The 14,266-nt window shown below is 71.8% G+C and carries 11 protein-coding genes and 1 pseudogene; 7 read left to right on the forward strand and 5 right to left on the reverse strand.

Features of this window, described 5'->3' with window-relative positions:
* The first annotated feature begins 269 nt into the window (after positions 1 to 269).
* From ACWCSV_RS11660 to ACWCSV_RS11675, 4 genes are read left to right on the forward strand one after another with little or no spacing between them, the layout of a single operon-like run.
* Complete coding sequence (locus ACWCSV_RS11660) at positions 270 to 1,910, forward strand: PP2C family protein-serine/threonine phosphatase (protein ID WP_451140973.1); 1,641 nt, start codon at positions 270 to 272, stop codon at positions 1,908 to 1,910.
* Positions 1,907 to 2,995 (forward strand): cobalamin B12-binding domain-containing protein, encoded by a 1,089-nt coding sequence (locus ACWCSV_RS11665; RefSeq protein ID WP_451140975.1) that lies wholly within the window; start codon positions 1,907 to 1,909, stop codon positions 2,993 to 2,995. Before ACWCSV_RS11660 ends, ACWCSV_RS11665 begins: the two co-directional genes overlap by 4 nt.
* Positions 2,992 to 3,456: an STAS domain-containing protein gene (locus tag ACWCSV_RS11670; protein ID WP_451140977.1), complete on the forward strand. Its 465-nt coding sequence runs from the start codon at positions 2,992 to 2,994 to the stop codon at positions 3,454 to 3,456. Before ACWCSV_RS11665 ends, ACWCSV_RS11670 begins: the two co-directional genes overlap by 4 nt.
* A 54-nt stretch (positions 3,457 to 3,510) precedes the next feature.
* Positions 3,511 to 4,020, forward strand: coding sequence for a MarR family winged helix-turn-helix transcriptional regulator (locus ACWCSV_RS11675; protein WP_451140979.1), 510 nt, complete (start codon positions 3,511 to 3,513; stop codon positions 4,018 to 4,020).
* A 40-nt stretch (positions 4,021 to 4,060) separates the two neighbouring features.
* Here ACWCSV_RS11675 and ACWCSV_RS11680 read toward each other — a convergent pair whose 3' ends face one another.
* Both ACWCSV_RS11680 and ACWCSV_RS11685 read right to left on the reverse strand, forming a co-directional pair.
* Positions 4,061 to 4,420 (reverse strand): STAS domain-containing protein, encoded by a 360-nt coding sequence (locus ACWCSV_RS11680; protein ID WP_451140981.1) that lies wholly within the window; start codon positions 4,418 to 4,420, stop codon positions 4,061 to 4,063.
* 122 nt (positions 4,421 to 4,542) lie between these two features.
* Positions 4,543 to 5,556: a zinc-binding dehydrogenase gene (locus ACWCSV_RS11685; RefSeq protein ID WP_451140983.1), complete on the reverse strand. Its 1,014-nt coding sequence runs from the start codon at positions 5,554 to 5,556 to the stop codon at positions 4,543 to 4,545.
* 120 nt (positions 5,557 to 5,676) lie between these two features.
* Here ACWCSV_RS11685 and ACWCSV_RS11690 point away from each other — a divergent pair, with 120 nt between their 5' ends.
* Complete coding sequence (locus tag ACWCSV_RS11690; protein ID WP_451140985.1) at positions 5,677 to 6,267, forward strand: TetR/AcrR family transcriptional regulator; 591 nt, start codon at positions 5,677 to 5,679, stop codon at positions 6,265 to 6,267.
* Positions 6,268 to 6,355: 88 nt separating this feature from the next.
* On the opposite strand, the gene ACWCSV_RS11695 is transcribed toward ACWCSV_RS11690, so the two are convergent.
* Together ACWCSV_RS11695 and ACWCSV_RS11700 are read right to left on the reverse strand one after the other, a co-directional pair.
* The gene (locus ACWCSV_RS11695; RefSeq protein ID WP_451140987.1) at positions 6,356 to 8,707 is read right to left on the reverse strand and encodes an AbfB domain-containing protein; all 2,352 of its coding nucleotides are present in this window, start codon (positions 8,705 to 8,707) and stop codon (positions 6,356 to 6,358) included.
* Positions 8,708 to 8,802: 95 nt separating this feature from the next.
* Positions 8,803 to 11,265, reverse strand: a complete 2,463-nt coding sequence (locus tag ACWCSV_RS11700) for an RICIN domain-containing protein (protein ID WP_451140989.1) — start codon at positions 11,263 to 11,265, stop codon at positions 8,803 to 8,805.
* Positions 11,266 to 11,758: 493 nt separating this feature from the next.
* Between ACWCSV_RS11700 and ACWCSV_RS11705 the strand changes: the two genes are divergently transcribed.
* A complete protein-coding gene (locus ACWCSV_RS11705) occupies positions 11,759 to 12,559 on the forward strand; it encodes an aminoglycoside phosphotransferase family protein (RefSeq protein ID WP_451140991.1) in 801 nt (266 codons plus the stop codon).
* A gap of 279 nt (positions 12,560 to 12,838) precedes the next feature.
* Positions 12,839 to 13,033 (forward strand): annotated as a pseudogene (locus ACWCSV_RS11710) (IS5/IS1182 family transposase); the annotation flags it as partial.
* Between the two features lie 674 nt (positions 13,034 to 13,707).
* Here ACWCSV_RS11710 and ACWCSV_RS11715 read toward each other — a convergent pair.
* Positions 13,708 to 14,229, reverse strand: coding sequence for a MarR family winged helix-turn-helix transcriptional regulator (locus ACWCSV_RS11715; RefSeq protein ID WP_451140993.1), 522 nt, complete (start codon positions 14,227 to 14,229; stop codon positions 13,708 to 13,710).
* Positions 14,230 to 14,266: the final 37 nt, after the last annotated feature.

Genomic DNA, 14,266 nt, shown 5'->3' on the forward strand with positions numbered 1-14,266 from the left:
GGCCCGCACCAGACATTTCTCATGTTCTCGCCTTTCCTCCCGCACGCGGCTTCGCGTGGGTCTCCACCTCCGCTTTCCCCGAGTGCCGGAACTCACACAGGAAGACATCGCGCGCGCGAGGAGCACCCCGCCGCACCCCCGCGCCGGGGTGCCCGGAGCCATGACGGGTTGCCAGGAGTGCCTCCGGTGGAGGAGTGTTGCCGGGGGGCAATGATTCTGTCGTCGAGTTGATGAGGTGAGGGGTTCGCGCAGCGGGCCTTCTACGTTTGGTGACTTCCGCGAACCGGGTGCCTGCCGCCCGTGCGAGCACTCAGGCCGAACCGGTCTGGGACACCGCTCCCTGCCCCGCGCTGGTCGTGGGGCCGAGGGGCGCGGTCGAACGGGCCAATGACGCCGCGGCCGCCCTCTTCCCCGAGGCCCGCCCCGGGACGCCCCTGACGGACGCCGTCCCGTCCTGGCTGGCGGACGCGCACCTGGTGCGCCGGACCGGAGAGAGTCCGGCCACGGTCGCCGGCCCCGTCGGCGACCGCAGCTTCGAGGCGCACCCGGCCGGTCAGGAGGACGGCGGCGTGGTGTGGTGGCTGGTGGACGACACCGACCGGCGGCGCGCCACCGAGGCGCTGCGCGGCGAACGTGAACGCACCGCCTTCCTGACCGAGGCGTCCAACCGGCTGCTGGCCTCGCTCAATCTCGACAAGTGCGCGGAGGCGACCGCCCAGCTGGCCGCCGCGCACCTCGCGGACGCCGCTCTGGTGGTCGCCCCGTCCACCGGCGGCACGCTGATCGCCCGCTGCTCCGGCGACGGCATCCCCACGCTCACCCGGGAACGCGTCGACCCCGAAGCGGTGCCCGGCCTCGCCGAGGCGCTCCAGGGGTTTCCGCCCGTGCCGTCGCGGTGGATGGACCCGGCCCTCGCCCCGTCGTGGGTGGTGCCGCCGGACATGGCGGACGTGGGCTCCATCGTCGTCACCCCGCTGCCCGGCCACGGCGTCCCGGCCGGCGCCCTCATCCTGCTCCGCCGGGGCGAGCACCACGCGTTCAGCCGGAGCGAGGAGACCTTCGCCCGGCTGTTCGCCGCCCGGGCCGGAGCGGCGATGTCCGCCGCCCGCATGTACGCCGAGCAGGCGTCGATCACCGAGACGCTGATGCGCGAGCTCCTGCCCCCGGTCCTCCATCAGGTCTCCGGAGTGGAGTTCGCCGGCGGGTACCGCGCCTCGCGCGACACCGAGCGGGTGGGCGGCGACTTCTACGACGTGCACCCCGCGGCGGTCGAGGGCGAGCCCTCCCTCGCCGTGCTCGGGGACGTGTGCGGCAAGGGCCTGAACGCCGCCGTGCTCACCGGGAAGATCCGCAACACCCTGCACGCGCTGCTGCCGATGGCCGACGACCACCAGCGGATGATCGACCTCCTCAACGGTGCGCTCCTCAACTCCCACCACGCCCGGTTCGCCACCCTCGTACTCGCCTCCGCGGTACGCGAGTCGGCCTCGGTGCGGCTGCGGCTGACCAGCGCCGGGCACGCCGCTCCGCTGATCGTCCGCGCGGACGGGACGGTGGAGGAGGCCGCCACCCGGGGCACCCTGGTGGGCGCGCTCCCGGAGGCCAGGGCGGAGACGGCGGAAGCCGTCCTCGCACCGGGGGAGAGCTGTGTGATGTTCACGGACGGGATCACCGAGGCCCGGGGCGGCCCCCTCGGGGATTCCCTCTTCGGTGAGGAACGGCTGCGGAGCGCGCTGTCCCGGTGCGGAGGGATGCCCGCCGAGGCCATCGTCGAGCACATCCAGATGCTCGCGGCCCAGTGGGTCGGCGGGGGACGCCACGACGACATGGCCGTCGTGGTCATCGCCGCCCCGCGCACCCACCACCTCAGCGCGGTGGACGGCCACACCCGGGGCAGGTTCACCGCATGAGTACGCACATCGTGACCCCCGACCACGCGCTGTCGCCGCTCCGGGACGCGCTGTGGGACGCCGTCCTGGAAGGGGACGAGTACACGGCCACCGGGCTCATGCTGGACGCCCTCCAGGACGGGGCGGACGCCGAGAGCCTGCTGCTGGACGCCATCGTGCCCGTACAGGGCCGGATCGGCGTCGAGTGGGCCGCCAACCGCATCACCGTCGCCCAGGAACACGCGGCCACCGCGGTCAACGACCGGGTCGTCGGCGCCCTCTCCCGGAGCAGCGCGGCGCACCGGGACCGTACCGCCGGCGCGGCCGGGCGGGTGACCGTCGCCTGCGTCGACGGCGAGTGGCACGCCCTGCCGGCCCGCATCCTCGCCGAGGTGCTGACCCTGCGCGGCCTGCGGGTCGACTTCCTCGGCGCCCAGGTCCCCACCGCGCACCTGATCGCCCATCTGCACCGCACCGGCGCCGACGCGGTGGCCCTGTCCGCCTCCCTCGCCCCCCGGCTGCCCGCCGCCCACGGCGCGATCACCGCCTGCCAGGCGACCGGCACCCCGGTCCTCGCCGGAGGTGCGGCGTTCGGCGCGGACGGCGCGTACGCCCGCCTGCTCGGGGCGGATGCCTGGGCTCCCGACGCCCGCACCGCCGCCGGTCTCCTCGCGGCGGGCATCACCCCCCGAACGCCGCGCGTCCACCAGCCCATCGACGATCTGCCCCACCTCGGCGACCAGGAGTACACCCTGGTGGTGCGCAGCAAGGCGCAGCTGGTGAAGGCGGTCCTCGTCGGGCTCGACGAGCGCTTTCCCGCGGCGCGCGCCTACTCCGAGGCGCAGCGCGAGCGGACGGCCGAGGACGTGGCGCACATCGTCGACTTCCTCGCCGCCGCCCTCTACACCGACGACCCGGAGCTCTTCACCGGATTCCTCGACTGGACCGGGGACATCCTGACGGCCCGTCACGTTCCCGCGCTCTCCCTCGCCCCGGCACTGGAGGTGCTGGGCGAGGAGCTCCGGGACTTCCCCCGGGCCACCCGCCACCTCCGCCTCGCGGCTGCCCGCCTCCGTCCGCACACCCCCTACGGGAAGCACGCATGACGACCACACCCTCCGACGAATTCCGGCTCAGTACGCGGTACGACGCGCAGGACACGGTCCGTGTGGAGTTGCGCGGAGACCTCGACCACAGCCGTGCCGACGCGCTGCTCGACACCGTCGTCGAGCAGCTGGCAGGGCACCCGGGCATACGTGAACTCTTTCTCGACTGCGCCCCGTTGGCCACCATCGATTCCTCCGGGCTGGCCGCGCTGATCATGATCCGCAGACGGGCCGACGAAGCGGGCGTCCGCCTGACGCTGGACGGGCGCGGAGCAGCTCTCGACCGGCTGCTGGAGGTCACCGGTACCCTGGAGTACCTCACCACGACCCCCATGGATGCGGAGCGGACCCAGGGACGCACCGCGCGGACCACCCCGGAGCCCGCGCACGAGGTCCCCTCGGCCATCGATGGCGTACGACACCGCTCGGCCCGGCCCACCGGCCCGGACGGCACAGCCTGACGCACGCCGTGCGTCCGGCCCGCCCCGGGAAACCGGGAACAGAGGGGGAACGCCATGACGCCCGACGCCGAGGCCGCGCCTGCGGGCTCCGACGACGTGGCGTCCGCGGCGGGCGACATCGTGGAACTGCTCGACGTGCTGTGGGAACGGACCCGCGACCGGGGCTGGGCGGCCCCCGCGTCCCTGGCCCAACTCCGCCTGATGTACGCCGTGGACCGCGAGGACGGCATCAGGATGCGGGCGCTGGGCGCCGTACTGAACGTCTCGGCGCCCTCGCTCAGCAGGCTCTGTGACCGGCTCCAGTCCGTGGGCTTCGTCGAGCGGCGGCCCAACCCGGACAGCGGACGCGAGGTGACGCTGAGTCTGACCGCCGAGGGGCACGCGCACCTCGCCGAGGTGCGCAGGAAGCGGGGCGAGGTGCTGACCACGGCGATCGACAGCATGCCCGCCGGGCAGCGCGAGGAGCTGGCGCAGGGGCTCACCGGGCTGCGGGAGGCTCTTGGCGGCCGCCCGGTGGCCCACCAGATGTTCGCGGGGCCCGCTGTACGCGGCCCGGGGGACTGACCGGCGCCCGTGCCGCACCGGCAAGAAACATGACGTGGCGTCAGCCGGCCCGGTGCTCGGGGGCGTCTCCGGCGGTGCCCACGACGACGAAGTGGTCCAGCGTCCCGGTGACGGTGAACAGCCGCCGCACCTGCGGGCGGAGCGGCCCGGCGATGATGAACGCCCGGCCCCGGAGGCGGTGTCCGCGCTCCGCCATCAGCAGTTCGTTGAGCAGTCCGCTGTCCCCGAAGGTGACACCGGACAGGTCGACCACCGTGGCGGGCAGGCCGGCCTCCGCGGCCTCCTCCCAGGCGGCGGAGAGGAGATCGCGCTCCGCCTGGTCGACCGCGCCGGTGACACCGATCACGAACACGTCCGGCTGTCTCGCCACCCGCACGGTGGCACTCTCGTCCCAGCTCATGGCCCCCATTTTCACAGCACCGGAGCGCCGCCCGGACAACACCCCCCGGATGTGCGGGCGAAGCGTTTCCGCCCGCACGCCCGGGAGGTGCGCCGCATGTGCCGGCCCGGCCCGAGGGTCCGTCAGGGGCGCAGGATCAGCCGGATGGGGTCGCCCTGCTTGCGCTCCAGCCGGGCCACGGCCTCGGCCGCCTCCGCCAGCGGCAGGGTCCCGCTGATCGAGCCGGAGAAGTCCAGCCGCCCGCCTTCGACCAGTCCGAGCAGCTGGGGGAGGGCGACGGGCATGTCGGAGCCGTAGTGGCCGAGGATCTGCTGCTGGAGGTAGCTGAACCGGGTGCCCTGCGTGACCGTCAGCGGCTTGTCGGTGAGGCCGACCAGCACGAGCCGTCCCCTCTTCGCCAGGGCGGTCAGCGCCTGCTCGCGCACGGCGGGCACTCCGGCGAAGTCGAAGGCCGCGGCCAGTCCCGCGCCGGCGGTGACCGCGCGCACCTGCTGGGCGAGGTCCGGGGCGGCGGAGTCGAGCGCCAGATCCGCGCCGGCGGCGAGCGCGCGCTGCCGGGCGGTCGGGTTCGGGTCGACGGCGACGATCGGGTACGCGCCCACGGCGTGCAGCAGCTGTACCGCGTGCACCCCGAGCCCGCCCACGCCCCACACGCCCACCGCCTCGGCGGGCCGTACCGCGGCGGTGGCGGTGATCGCGCCCCACGGGGTGGACACCGCGTCCGGGATGATCGAGCCCTGGTCGAACGGGATGGAGTCGGGCAGCAGCGTCAGCGCGTCCTCGGCGGACAGGGCGTACTCGGCCCAGCCCCCGTCGTAGTCGACGCCCCGGGTGTACGTGACTCCGTCGCGGGTCTCGCCCGCGTAGAGCACCACCCGCTGACCGGGCGCCCAGGACGTGACGCCCTCGCCCGTCGCGGCGATCGTCCCGGACACCTCGTGACCGAGAGTGACAGTGTCGCCCTTCAGGAGCTGCGGGGTGAGACTGCCGCCGATCAGGTGCACGTCGGAGAGGCACACCCCGGCCGCCTCGACCTTCACGAGCACCTGCCCCGGACCCGGCTGCGGCCGGGGCACCTCCTCGACGCGCAGAGTGCGGCTCGGGACGTGCAGGCGTGCGGCGAGCATCTGCTCCATGACGTGACCTCCAAAAGCGGTGTTCCCTCGACGGCCGCCGGTCTAACGCAGGTCGTCTTGCATTAGACGTTACGACGCTCCGGAGGCCCTGTGCAAGTGGGGTTGCTTTAGGCTGGCCGTATGACCACGCCCCGCCCCTCAGCCCCGCCGCTGCGCCGACGCGGCGAGAACATGCGCCGAGCCGTGCTGGCCGCCGTCGTGGAGATCCTGGCTGCCGAGGGACTGGCGGGCGCGACCGTCTCCGCCGTCGCCCGGTCCGCCGGAGTGCACGAGACGTCGGTCTACCGGCGGTGGAAGACCCGGGAGAACCTGATCGCCGAGGCGCTCGTCGCCGAACTCGACGCCGCTGTGCCCGTCCCGGACACGGGGGACGTGCGCGAGGACCTCACGACGTTCTTCGTCTCCCTCGTCCGGCTGTTGCGCACCGCCCAAGGCCAGGCGCTGCTGCGGCTGAGCGTCGAGCGGGACGACACCCTGGAGGACCGCCGGGGCCCGTACTGGAAGGACCGGCTGGAACGCGGGGTCGTCATGGTCCGGCGCGGCGTCGAGCGCGGTGAACTCGCCGGGGACACCGATGCCCGCCTGCTCATGGAGGCGGTCAGCGGCCCTCTCTTCGCCCGGGTCCTGGTGAGCGGCGCACCGCTCGACGAGGAGCTTGCGGAGCGGCTGGTCGCCCTGGTGCTCGACGGCGCGCGTCCCCGCCCGGCCTGAGCACGGGCACCCCGGACATGCCGGTGGCCGGCCCGCCGGAAGCGCTCCGACGGACCGGCCACCGAAAGGCGGACCTCACACGGTCAGGTCACGGCGCCCAGGGCGCGTCCACCGACCACGTGGTGTCCTCGGTGAAGGAGGCCGCGTTGTCCCAGGCGTTGGAGCCGCCCGGAGTGGCCAGCCACACCTCGGAGTTGATGTGGCGCATGAAGCTGCCGGGCAGGTTGGCACTGGTCAGCCGCACCCCGCCGGACCCCGCGACCGCGCACCAGGTGGCATCCGCCTTGAAGAGCGCCGAGCCGTCGTTCGCGTCCCGGCGGACCCGGAAGTTCGCGTGCCGGAGGTACTCGCCGGGGTAGTTGCGGGACTCGAAGGAGTAGCAGTTGCCGTTCGCCAGACCGGTGACGACCTTCCACGTGGCGTCGCTCTTCAGCAGCGCGCTGCTGTTGGCGTCGACGACCTCCGTGTACGCGAGCCCTTCCGAGTGGCGCAGGTACTTCGTGGTGTAGCCGGGGGTGGTGACCCGCAGCGACTTGTACTGCCCCGTCGGCAGTGTCACCGCGGTCGTCGCCGCCTTCGACGCCGCGATGAGGGCCTGGTTGGCGGCCTTCACCCGCGCCGCGTCCACCTTTACCACCTGGCGGTCGTAGGTGAGAAGCCCGTTCGCCTCGTTCTCCACGTCGGTGATCTCCGTGTAGACCGAGGCCGACAGACCCGCCGGCATCTGACCGACCCGGATGCTGTCGATCAGCCCCACGAACCGGTTGTTGAGGGCCGACAGGCTCGCCTGGTCCTCGTAGCTGAACCCGCCGCCCGGGTACCACTCGTGGCCCGCGACCTTCCAGCCCAGCCCGCCGAACTCGCCGAGGACGGCGGCCCGTGTCGAGGAGGCCGCGGTGTTGCCCGGTCCGACGTAGTTGTGGTTGTCGACGACGTCACCGTTGCCGCCGTCCACCGCGCCGCAGCAGTTGACCCCGCTCATGTTGTCGACCAGCCGGGACGGGTCGTACGCCTTGACGTCGTTGGCGATCCTGGCCTGGTCGTACTGGCCCCAGCCCTCGTTCTCGTTCACCCACATCACCAGCGACGGCGAACTGCGGTGCTGGTCGATGATGGCGTGGTACTCCGCCTCCCACTGGGTCCGCGCCGCGCTGTCCGGCGACTTGCCGGTGTCCATCGCGGGCATGTCCTGCCAGACGAGGAGCCCGAGCTTGTCCGCCCAGTAGAACCAGCGCTGCGGCTCGACCTTGATGTGCTTGCGGACCATGTTGAACCCGAGGTCCTTGTGCGCCTGGAGGTCGGACTTGAGCGCCGCGTCGGTCGGCGCGGTGTAGATGCCGTCCGGCCAGTAGCCCTGGTCCAGCGTGCCGGTCTGGAAGACGAACTTCCCGTTGAGGACCGGGCGCAGGACGTTGCCCACCTTGGCGATGGCGATGGACCGCATCCCGGTGTAACCGGCCACCGTGTCCGTGACCGCCGTCCCGTCGAGCAGCTCCGTCTTCACGTCGTACAGGAACGGGTCCTCGGGGGTCCACAGGTGCGCGTTCGGCACCGGCACGGAGATCTCCGAGCCCACCGTGCCCGTCCCCGTGCCCACCGTCGTACCGCCGGTGGAGACGGTCACCCGGGCACTGCGGCCCGAGGCCCCCGCCGCCTGCACCTTGACCCGCAGGGTCGAGTCACCCAGGTTCGGGGTCATGTCCAGCCGGGTGACGTGCGCGGTGGCCACCGGCTCCAGCCAGACGGTCTGCCAGATGCCCGAAGCGGCGGTGTAGAAGATCCCGCCGCCCGAGTGCGGGGCCACGTCGTTGATCCGCTGCTTGCCGACGGCCTGGCCGCCGGTCTGCGTCGGGTCGTAGACCGATACCACCACGGTGTTCGTCCCGCCGTTCAGCTGCGGGGTGATGTCGTACGAGAACCCGTCGTACCCGCCCTTGTGCGCCCCCACCTGGGTGCCGTTGACCCAGACCGTGGTCTGCCAGTCGGAGGCGCCGAAGTTGAGCTGCACCCGACGGCCGCTCCAGTTCGACGGAACGGTGAACGTCCGCTTGTACCAGAGCTTGTCGTTCTCGGTGATCTTGCGCTGGATGCCGGAGAGCGCGGACTCCGCCACGAACGGCACCCGGATCTGCTCGGTGAACGACGCGGGCTGGCCGGCGTCCCTGCCGGTGACCGCGAAGTCCCAGATGCCGTTGAGGTTGGCCCAGTCCGGGCGGGTGAGCTGCGGGCGCGGGTACTCGGGCAAGGGCTGGTCGACCGGGACCTGGCTGGTCCACGGCGTCGTCATCGGTGCCGTCTTCGGCGACCAGGCGGTGGTCGCCGCGGCGGCCGGAGCCGTACCGGCCCCGACCAGGGCGCCGGCCACCAGAGCCAGCAGGCCGGTGCCTGCGGTCAGCCGTCGCCACCAGGTTCTGCGGCGCGGTGCGGGTGCGGACTTCATCCTGAGACCTCCTTCACGTGGGGGCTCCGCGCGCCGGGGCCGGCGCGCGGAGTGGTGCGCGGAGTGGTGCAGGGGAGATCCGGCGGTGCTGCTGGTCAGAGCAGCTGCCAGAGGTGGTCTGCGGTGCCGTTGTCGTCGAACTGCACGACATGGGCGCTGTCGGCGAGGGACATCAGATCCACGCCGAGCACCTTGCCCGAGTGCCGGTTGCGGATGCGGTACCAGCCGTTGCCGTCCGGCACGAGCTGCCAGAGGTGGTCGTCGGTGTCGCTGTCGTCGTACTGGACGACATGCGCGCTGTTGGCCGTGGACATCAGGTCGACGCCGAGCACCTTGCCGGAGTGCTGGTTGCGGATGCGGTACCAGCCGTCGCCGTTGGCGACCAGCCGCCACAGGTGGTCGTCGGTGCCGGTGTCGCCGAACTGCACCACATGGGCGCTGTTCGCGGTCGACATCCCGTCGACGCCGAGCACCTTGCCCGAGTTCTTGTTGGCGATCCGGTACCAGCGGTCCGCCAGCCAGGGCGCCGCGTCCGGTGCGGCCGTCGGGAACGAGGTGATCCGCAGCCGCGCCGCTCCCATCGGGACCAGGGTGACCTGCTCGACCGGCTCGGTGCTGCGCGCCGGGCTCTGCTGGAGCGGCGCCACCACGTGCTCGTCGTCCGCGCTCCACTCGGGGATGCGGCGGGCGCGCGCGGTCAGCGTGAGCGGGGTGCCCTCCAGGGTGAAGGGGTTGGAGCCGGCCGCGAGCCGGGGGGACCGCTCACGCGCACGGGAGCGCGGGGCCGCGGTGGCCTGGGGCAGCGCGCCGTCCAGCACGAGCCCGTAGTTCCACGGGGTGGTCGCGTGCACCGCGTACTCCGGGAACTGGTCGGTGCCGCCGATGCGTTCGTAATTCTCTCCGATCCGGAGCGAGTACGTGAGCGGCCCGCGGTCGATGCTCACCGAACCGTGGTTCTCCGCCCAGGTGCGTACGGTGGTCTGCTGCGGGAAGCGCAGCGTGACCTTGTCGCCGTTCTTCCAGGTGCGGTCGACGCGGGTGAAGGCCGGACCGGCCGGGGCGGTGACACGCTGCCCGTTGACCCGGATCTCCGGCGCGCTGCACCAGGCCGGGACGCGCAGCACCAGCGGGAACCTCAGCTGCTTCGGGGTCTTGAGGGTCAGGGTGACCGTGTCCGTGAAGGGGTAGTCGGTCTCCTCGGTGATGGTGACCGAGGTCCCGTCCGCGACCGTCGCCGTCACCTCGCTGGCCGCGTACATCGCCGCCGCGAGACCGCCGTCGGGGGTGGCGAGCCAGAGCTCCTCGAGGAAGTACGGCCAGCCCATGCCGTAGTTGTGCGGGCAGCAGCGGTACTGGTCCACGCCCGGGAGGTACGCCTGCATCGCGAAGCCGTTCTGGAACTGCCGGTCCCGCTTGGGCTCGTTGTCCAGGTCGACGCTGTTGGCGCTGGTGATGTAGTGGATCGCCCTGCCCGAGGGATCGAGCGAGGCGGGCAGCGAGTTGAACGCGAGGTCCTCACAACGGTCCGCCCACAGCGGGTCGCCCGTGATCCGGGTGAGCAGCTGGTGGCTCGCCATGAACTCCACGATGCCGCAGGTCTCGAACCCCTGCCGGGGATCGCCGTGCCCGGCGCGGGCGTTCTCGTCGCCGGCGATCCCGCCGCCGGGGAACTGCCCGTACTGGCCCATCGCCTTGGCGTACGTACCGTACGTGTCCTTGGTGTCCTGTGCCGAGCCGCTGCGCAGCGCGTACTGGGCGGGCTCGCGGAAACCCTGAGCGATGTTGACGTTGTGCGGGTTGACCAGGTTGTCGCCCCAGTCGGCGCCGTTCTGGTGGATCTTGTCGGCGAGGTCGAGCAGGAAGGTGTCGCCGGTGCGGTTGAACAGCCAGAAGACGCTGTCCAGGCCGTCGCCCCAACGCAGCGCGATCCAACTGGTGTTGAAGGCGCCCGGCCCCTGGGCGTTCATGTACCGGAAGAACCGGCTGAGGAAGGGGATGACCCGGGTGTCGCCGCTGTACTCCTGCCAGGAGCGCAGCGCCTGGATCAGCGGGAGGAAGGGCCAGAAGTCCGGGCCACCGTTGAGCGAGGTGCGCAGCGCCTTGGGCCCGAAGAACCCGTCCGACTGCTGCGTGGTGAGGATCGCGTCGATCCAGCGCCGGGTGGCGGCGAGCGCCTTCGCGTCGCCGGTGACGATCGCCAGGTCGGTGTATCCGCGCAGCCAGTACGGGACTTCCTCCCAGCCACCCTGGTCGGTGTGTACCCAGCCGGACGTGCCGAAGTCGAGGAAGTGCGAGAACTCCTCGTAGCGCCCGCAGAGGCCGTCCAGCTGGAGTTGGAGCTGGCCGGCGAGCCACCCCCGTGCCTTGACCCGGCCGGGCGGCAGCTTCTGGAACGCGGTCGGGTGCAGCGGGGCGGCGTTCGGGGCGTAGTGGCCGCCGCGCGCCACCGGCGCCACGTGACCCGCCGCGGTCGCGGTGGTGGCCCAGCGGCCCATGGCGGCGGTCGAGGCGGCGGTGACCAGGGCGCTGGTCATGAAGTGCCGACGGTTCAGGGGCATGTGGAAGCTCCACTTCTGCTCTGCGGCAGCCTCGTTCCGCGCTCTGGTGCTACGGCTCCGGCGCATGGCGAAGGAGGCTGTCGCGTTCCGGTGCGGTGGTGCGACAACTTCTATGCAACGTTGGAAAATTGATGTCGGCGGTATGACAGCACGACCTCAAGCCGGTGTCCAGAGATCGCGCAGCGGTTGGTGCGGTGCCGGGGGAGTGGTGTCCGGGGGCGCCGTGCCGTCCGGTCCGGCGGAAAACGGATGGAAGCGGTGGCGGGCCCGGTGATGGGATGGGGCGATGACGCGTGACGAGTCGGCAGCAGTGGACCGGGGGCAGTATCCGGACGCGGTGACGCCCTGGGAGACCGCTGCGTGGCGGGAGGCCGCCCTCGGATGGGCCGAGCGCGAACTGGCGGCCCACGGGCTGCGCGAAGCGGGTGGGCGGTCGGTGCGGCTGCGGCCGTGGTCCGTCCTGGTCCGGATTCCCGTCGAGCGGTACGGGGCCGTGTTCTTCAAGGCATCCCCGCCCGCTAGCGCCTTCGAAGCGGGGCTGACCGAATCCCTGGCGCGCTGGATTCCCGGGCGCGTGCTGGAGCCGCTCGCCGTCGACTCCGAGCGGGGGTGGTCGCTCCTCCCGGACGGTGGACCGCTCTTCCGGGACGCGCTGGACCGTGGTGCCGCGGGGCCGGCGGAGTGGGAGGAGATGCTGCGGCAGTACGCGCAGACACAGCGGGAATTGACTCCGCACGTCGGAAGAATGGAATCACTCGGCGTCCCGGACGGGCGCGTGGCGGCCCTTCCGGAGATCTTCGACCGGATGGTCGAGGAGAACTCCGTGCTGGATCAGGCCGACCGCGCGGCATTGCGGGACATTCGCCCCCGTCTCGCGGAGTGGTGCGCGGAACTCGCGGGTTTCGGAATCGCCGAAACGCTCGACCATTCCGATCTGCACGACGGCCAGTCCTTCGTGCCGGAACCGGGTCGCTTCGTTTTCTTCGACTGGGGAGACGCGGCGCTTGCGCACCCTTTCTGCAGCCTTCTGATTCCCGGGCGCGTCATCCGCGGGCGATACGGCCCGGAGGCGCTGCCGCGCCTCCGTGACGCCTACCTAGAGCCGTGGACGGGAAGCGGCCACACCACCGCTGAGCTGCGACGCGCTGCCAGCCTCGCGTGGCGGGTCGGAGCGATCGGCCGGGCCGGGTCCTGGGGGCGGCTCTTCCCGGGGGCGTCGGGCGGTGCGGCCCGTGCCGGAGACGCGGACAGTGCACGATGGCTGCGGGAATTGCTTGCCGAGCCGTCTCTTTGAGGGAAATGCGCGAGCTGGGTCATCGGGGGGTTCGTGCGTACTTCTTTTCCGGGCGGTGGAGTTTCGTACCGTCCGCAGCCCTGACAAGCTCTCCCGGAAACCGTGAAAGCGTGGATCAATGAGCCTTCTCGGCACGCCACCGATCGGATGACGGGTTTGTCGGCGGGTGCGGGGCCGCAATGGTACGAAGCTCCCGTGCCGTTGAGGGAGATGTTCGAAGTCTTACGGCCTTACCCCAACCCTGCACGAGGTCGTTGACCCATGCGCACAGAAGCCCCGTTGGTTTCCTGGCTTTCCGTACTCGATCTGCCTCACGCCCTGATCGAGTGGGTCACGATGCCCATCATCACCCGCGAGGGTGACCGCCGCTGCGGGATTCCGCCGCACCGGCGGGCGCTGGTCGCACTCGCGCACCTGAACTGTCACGACATCCTTGCCCACATCGTCGCCGTCCTCGGAATGCCTGCGGCCACCATGGGACAGTCCCTCGCCGGAAAGCGAGTCGAACCTGTGTATCAACCTGGTGCCGATGTTCAGACCGCTGAGGTGACGCGGGTGCCCACACGGGATGATCGCCTTGTTCTGCACATCTGCTCGGTTTCTGAGTGCACTTCGGGGGACCTCTTGTGCCGCTTCACCCGCCGCACCGGCAGTGCTCTGACTGCCGTCGCACTGATTACCGGCATGGCATCCGCTGCACGCAACCGATGACGAACGGGTTCGACTTCACCGCGGCCGGGACGAGCCTCGCGATCCAGGCGGACTCGGCCGAGGAAGACAGGGTAGGCACCGCCTACGTGATGAGCCGCATCTCCTGAGTCGTCCCCGCTGACGGCCCTGGTCGCCCTGGTGTCGGACGCGGAGCACGTCCCGCAGTGCGCCGGCCAGGTCGCGCAGGTCATGTGGGTCCGCGTTCTGGCTGTCGAGGACGAAGGGGCATGGCTGCGTTCGTGAACCTACCGGCGAGGCGCTCGGCCCCTGCGCACCCGTAGCTCCGGTGCGGGCGGCGGCGGCCGTTCAGCCGGGACATCAGGCGCTCGACGGCTCGACCGCTCGACGGAGCCGCCCCGTCGGCCGGGCGGTTCGATGCCGCGGCGAGCGAGGCCCTCATCGTCGGCGACGTCACCGTCCAGGGCCTCGGCCTGGCCTCAGGAGGTCCGGCGCCCGGGGGTGGAGACGCCGGGCGCTTCCGCGTCCTGGTGCGCGAGGTGGGTGTCCATGGTGGCGTTCAGGTCGGCCATGAATCCCTCGAACTGCTCCAGGAGCCGGGGCGGGTACCGCGCCATCGTGGTGTCGAGGCGGTCGGCGAGCGGGCCGAAGAACTCGTCCGCGCGTTCCTGGATGTGCCCGCCGCTGCGCAGGGTGACGATGCGGCGGTCGGAGTGCTCGCGGGCGCGGGTGATGTGCCCCGCCGCTTCGAGACGGTTCAGCAGCGCGGTGGTGGCCCCCGTGGAGAGGGAGATCCGCTCGCTCAGGCGGGCGGGCGACAGGGGAGTGCCGCGTTCCTCCGCGGCGGCGATCTCCAGGACCGCGGTCGCGTCCGTGGAGTGCAGGCCCAGCCGGGCGGCGAAGCGGCGGCCGAGTTCGGTGTAGTGGCCGCCGTAGGCCCGCAGTGACTCCATCAGCCGCTCGCGCCGCTCCGCGACGCCGTCGTTCACGGCTTCCTCCATGTCGGCCCTCCGCCATTCCCTCGTGCCCGTGCGGTCC

The sequence above is a fragment of the Streptomyces sp. NPDC001770 genome (assembly GCF_053596135.1).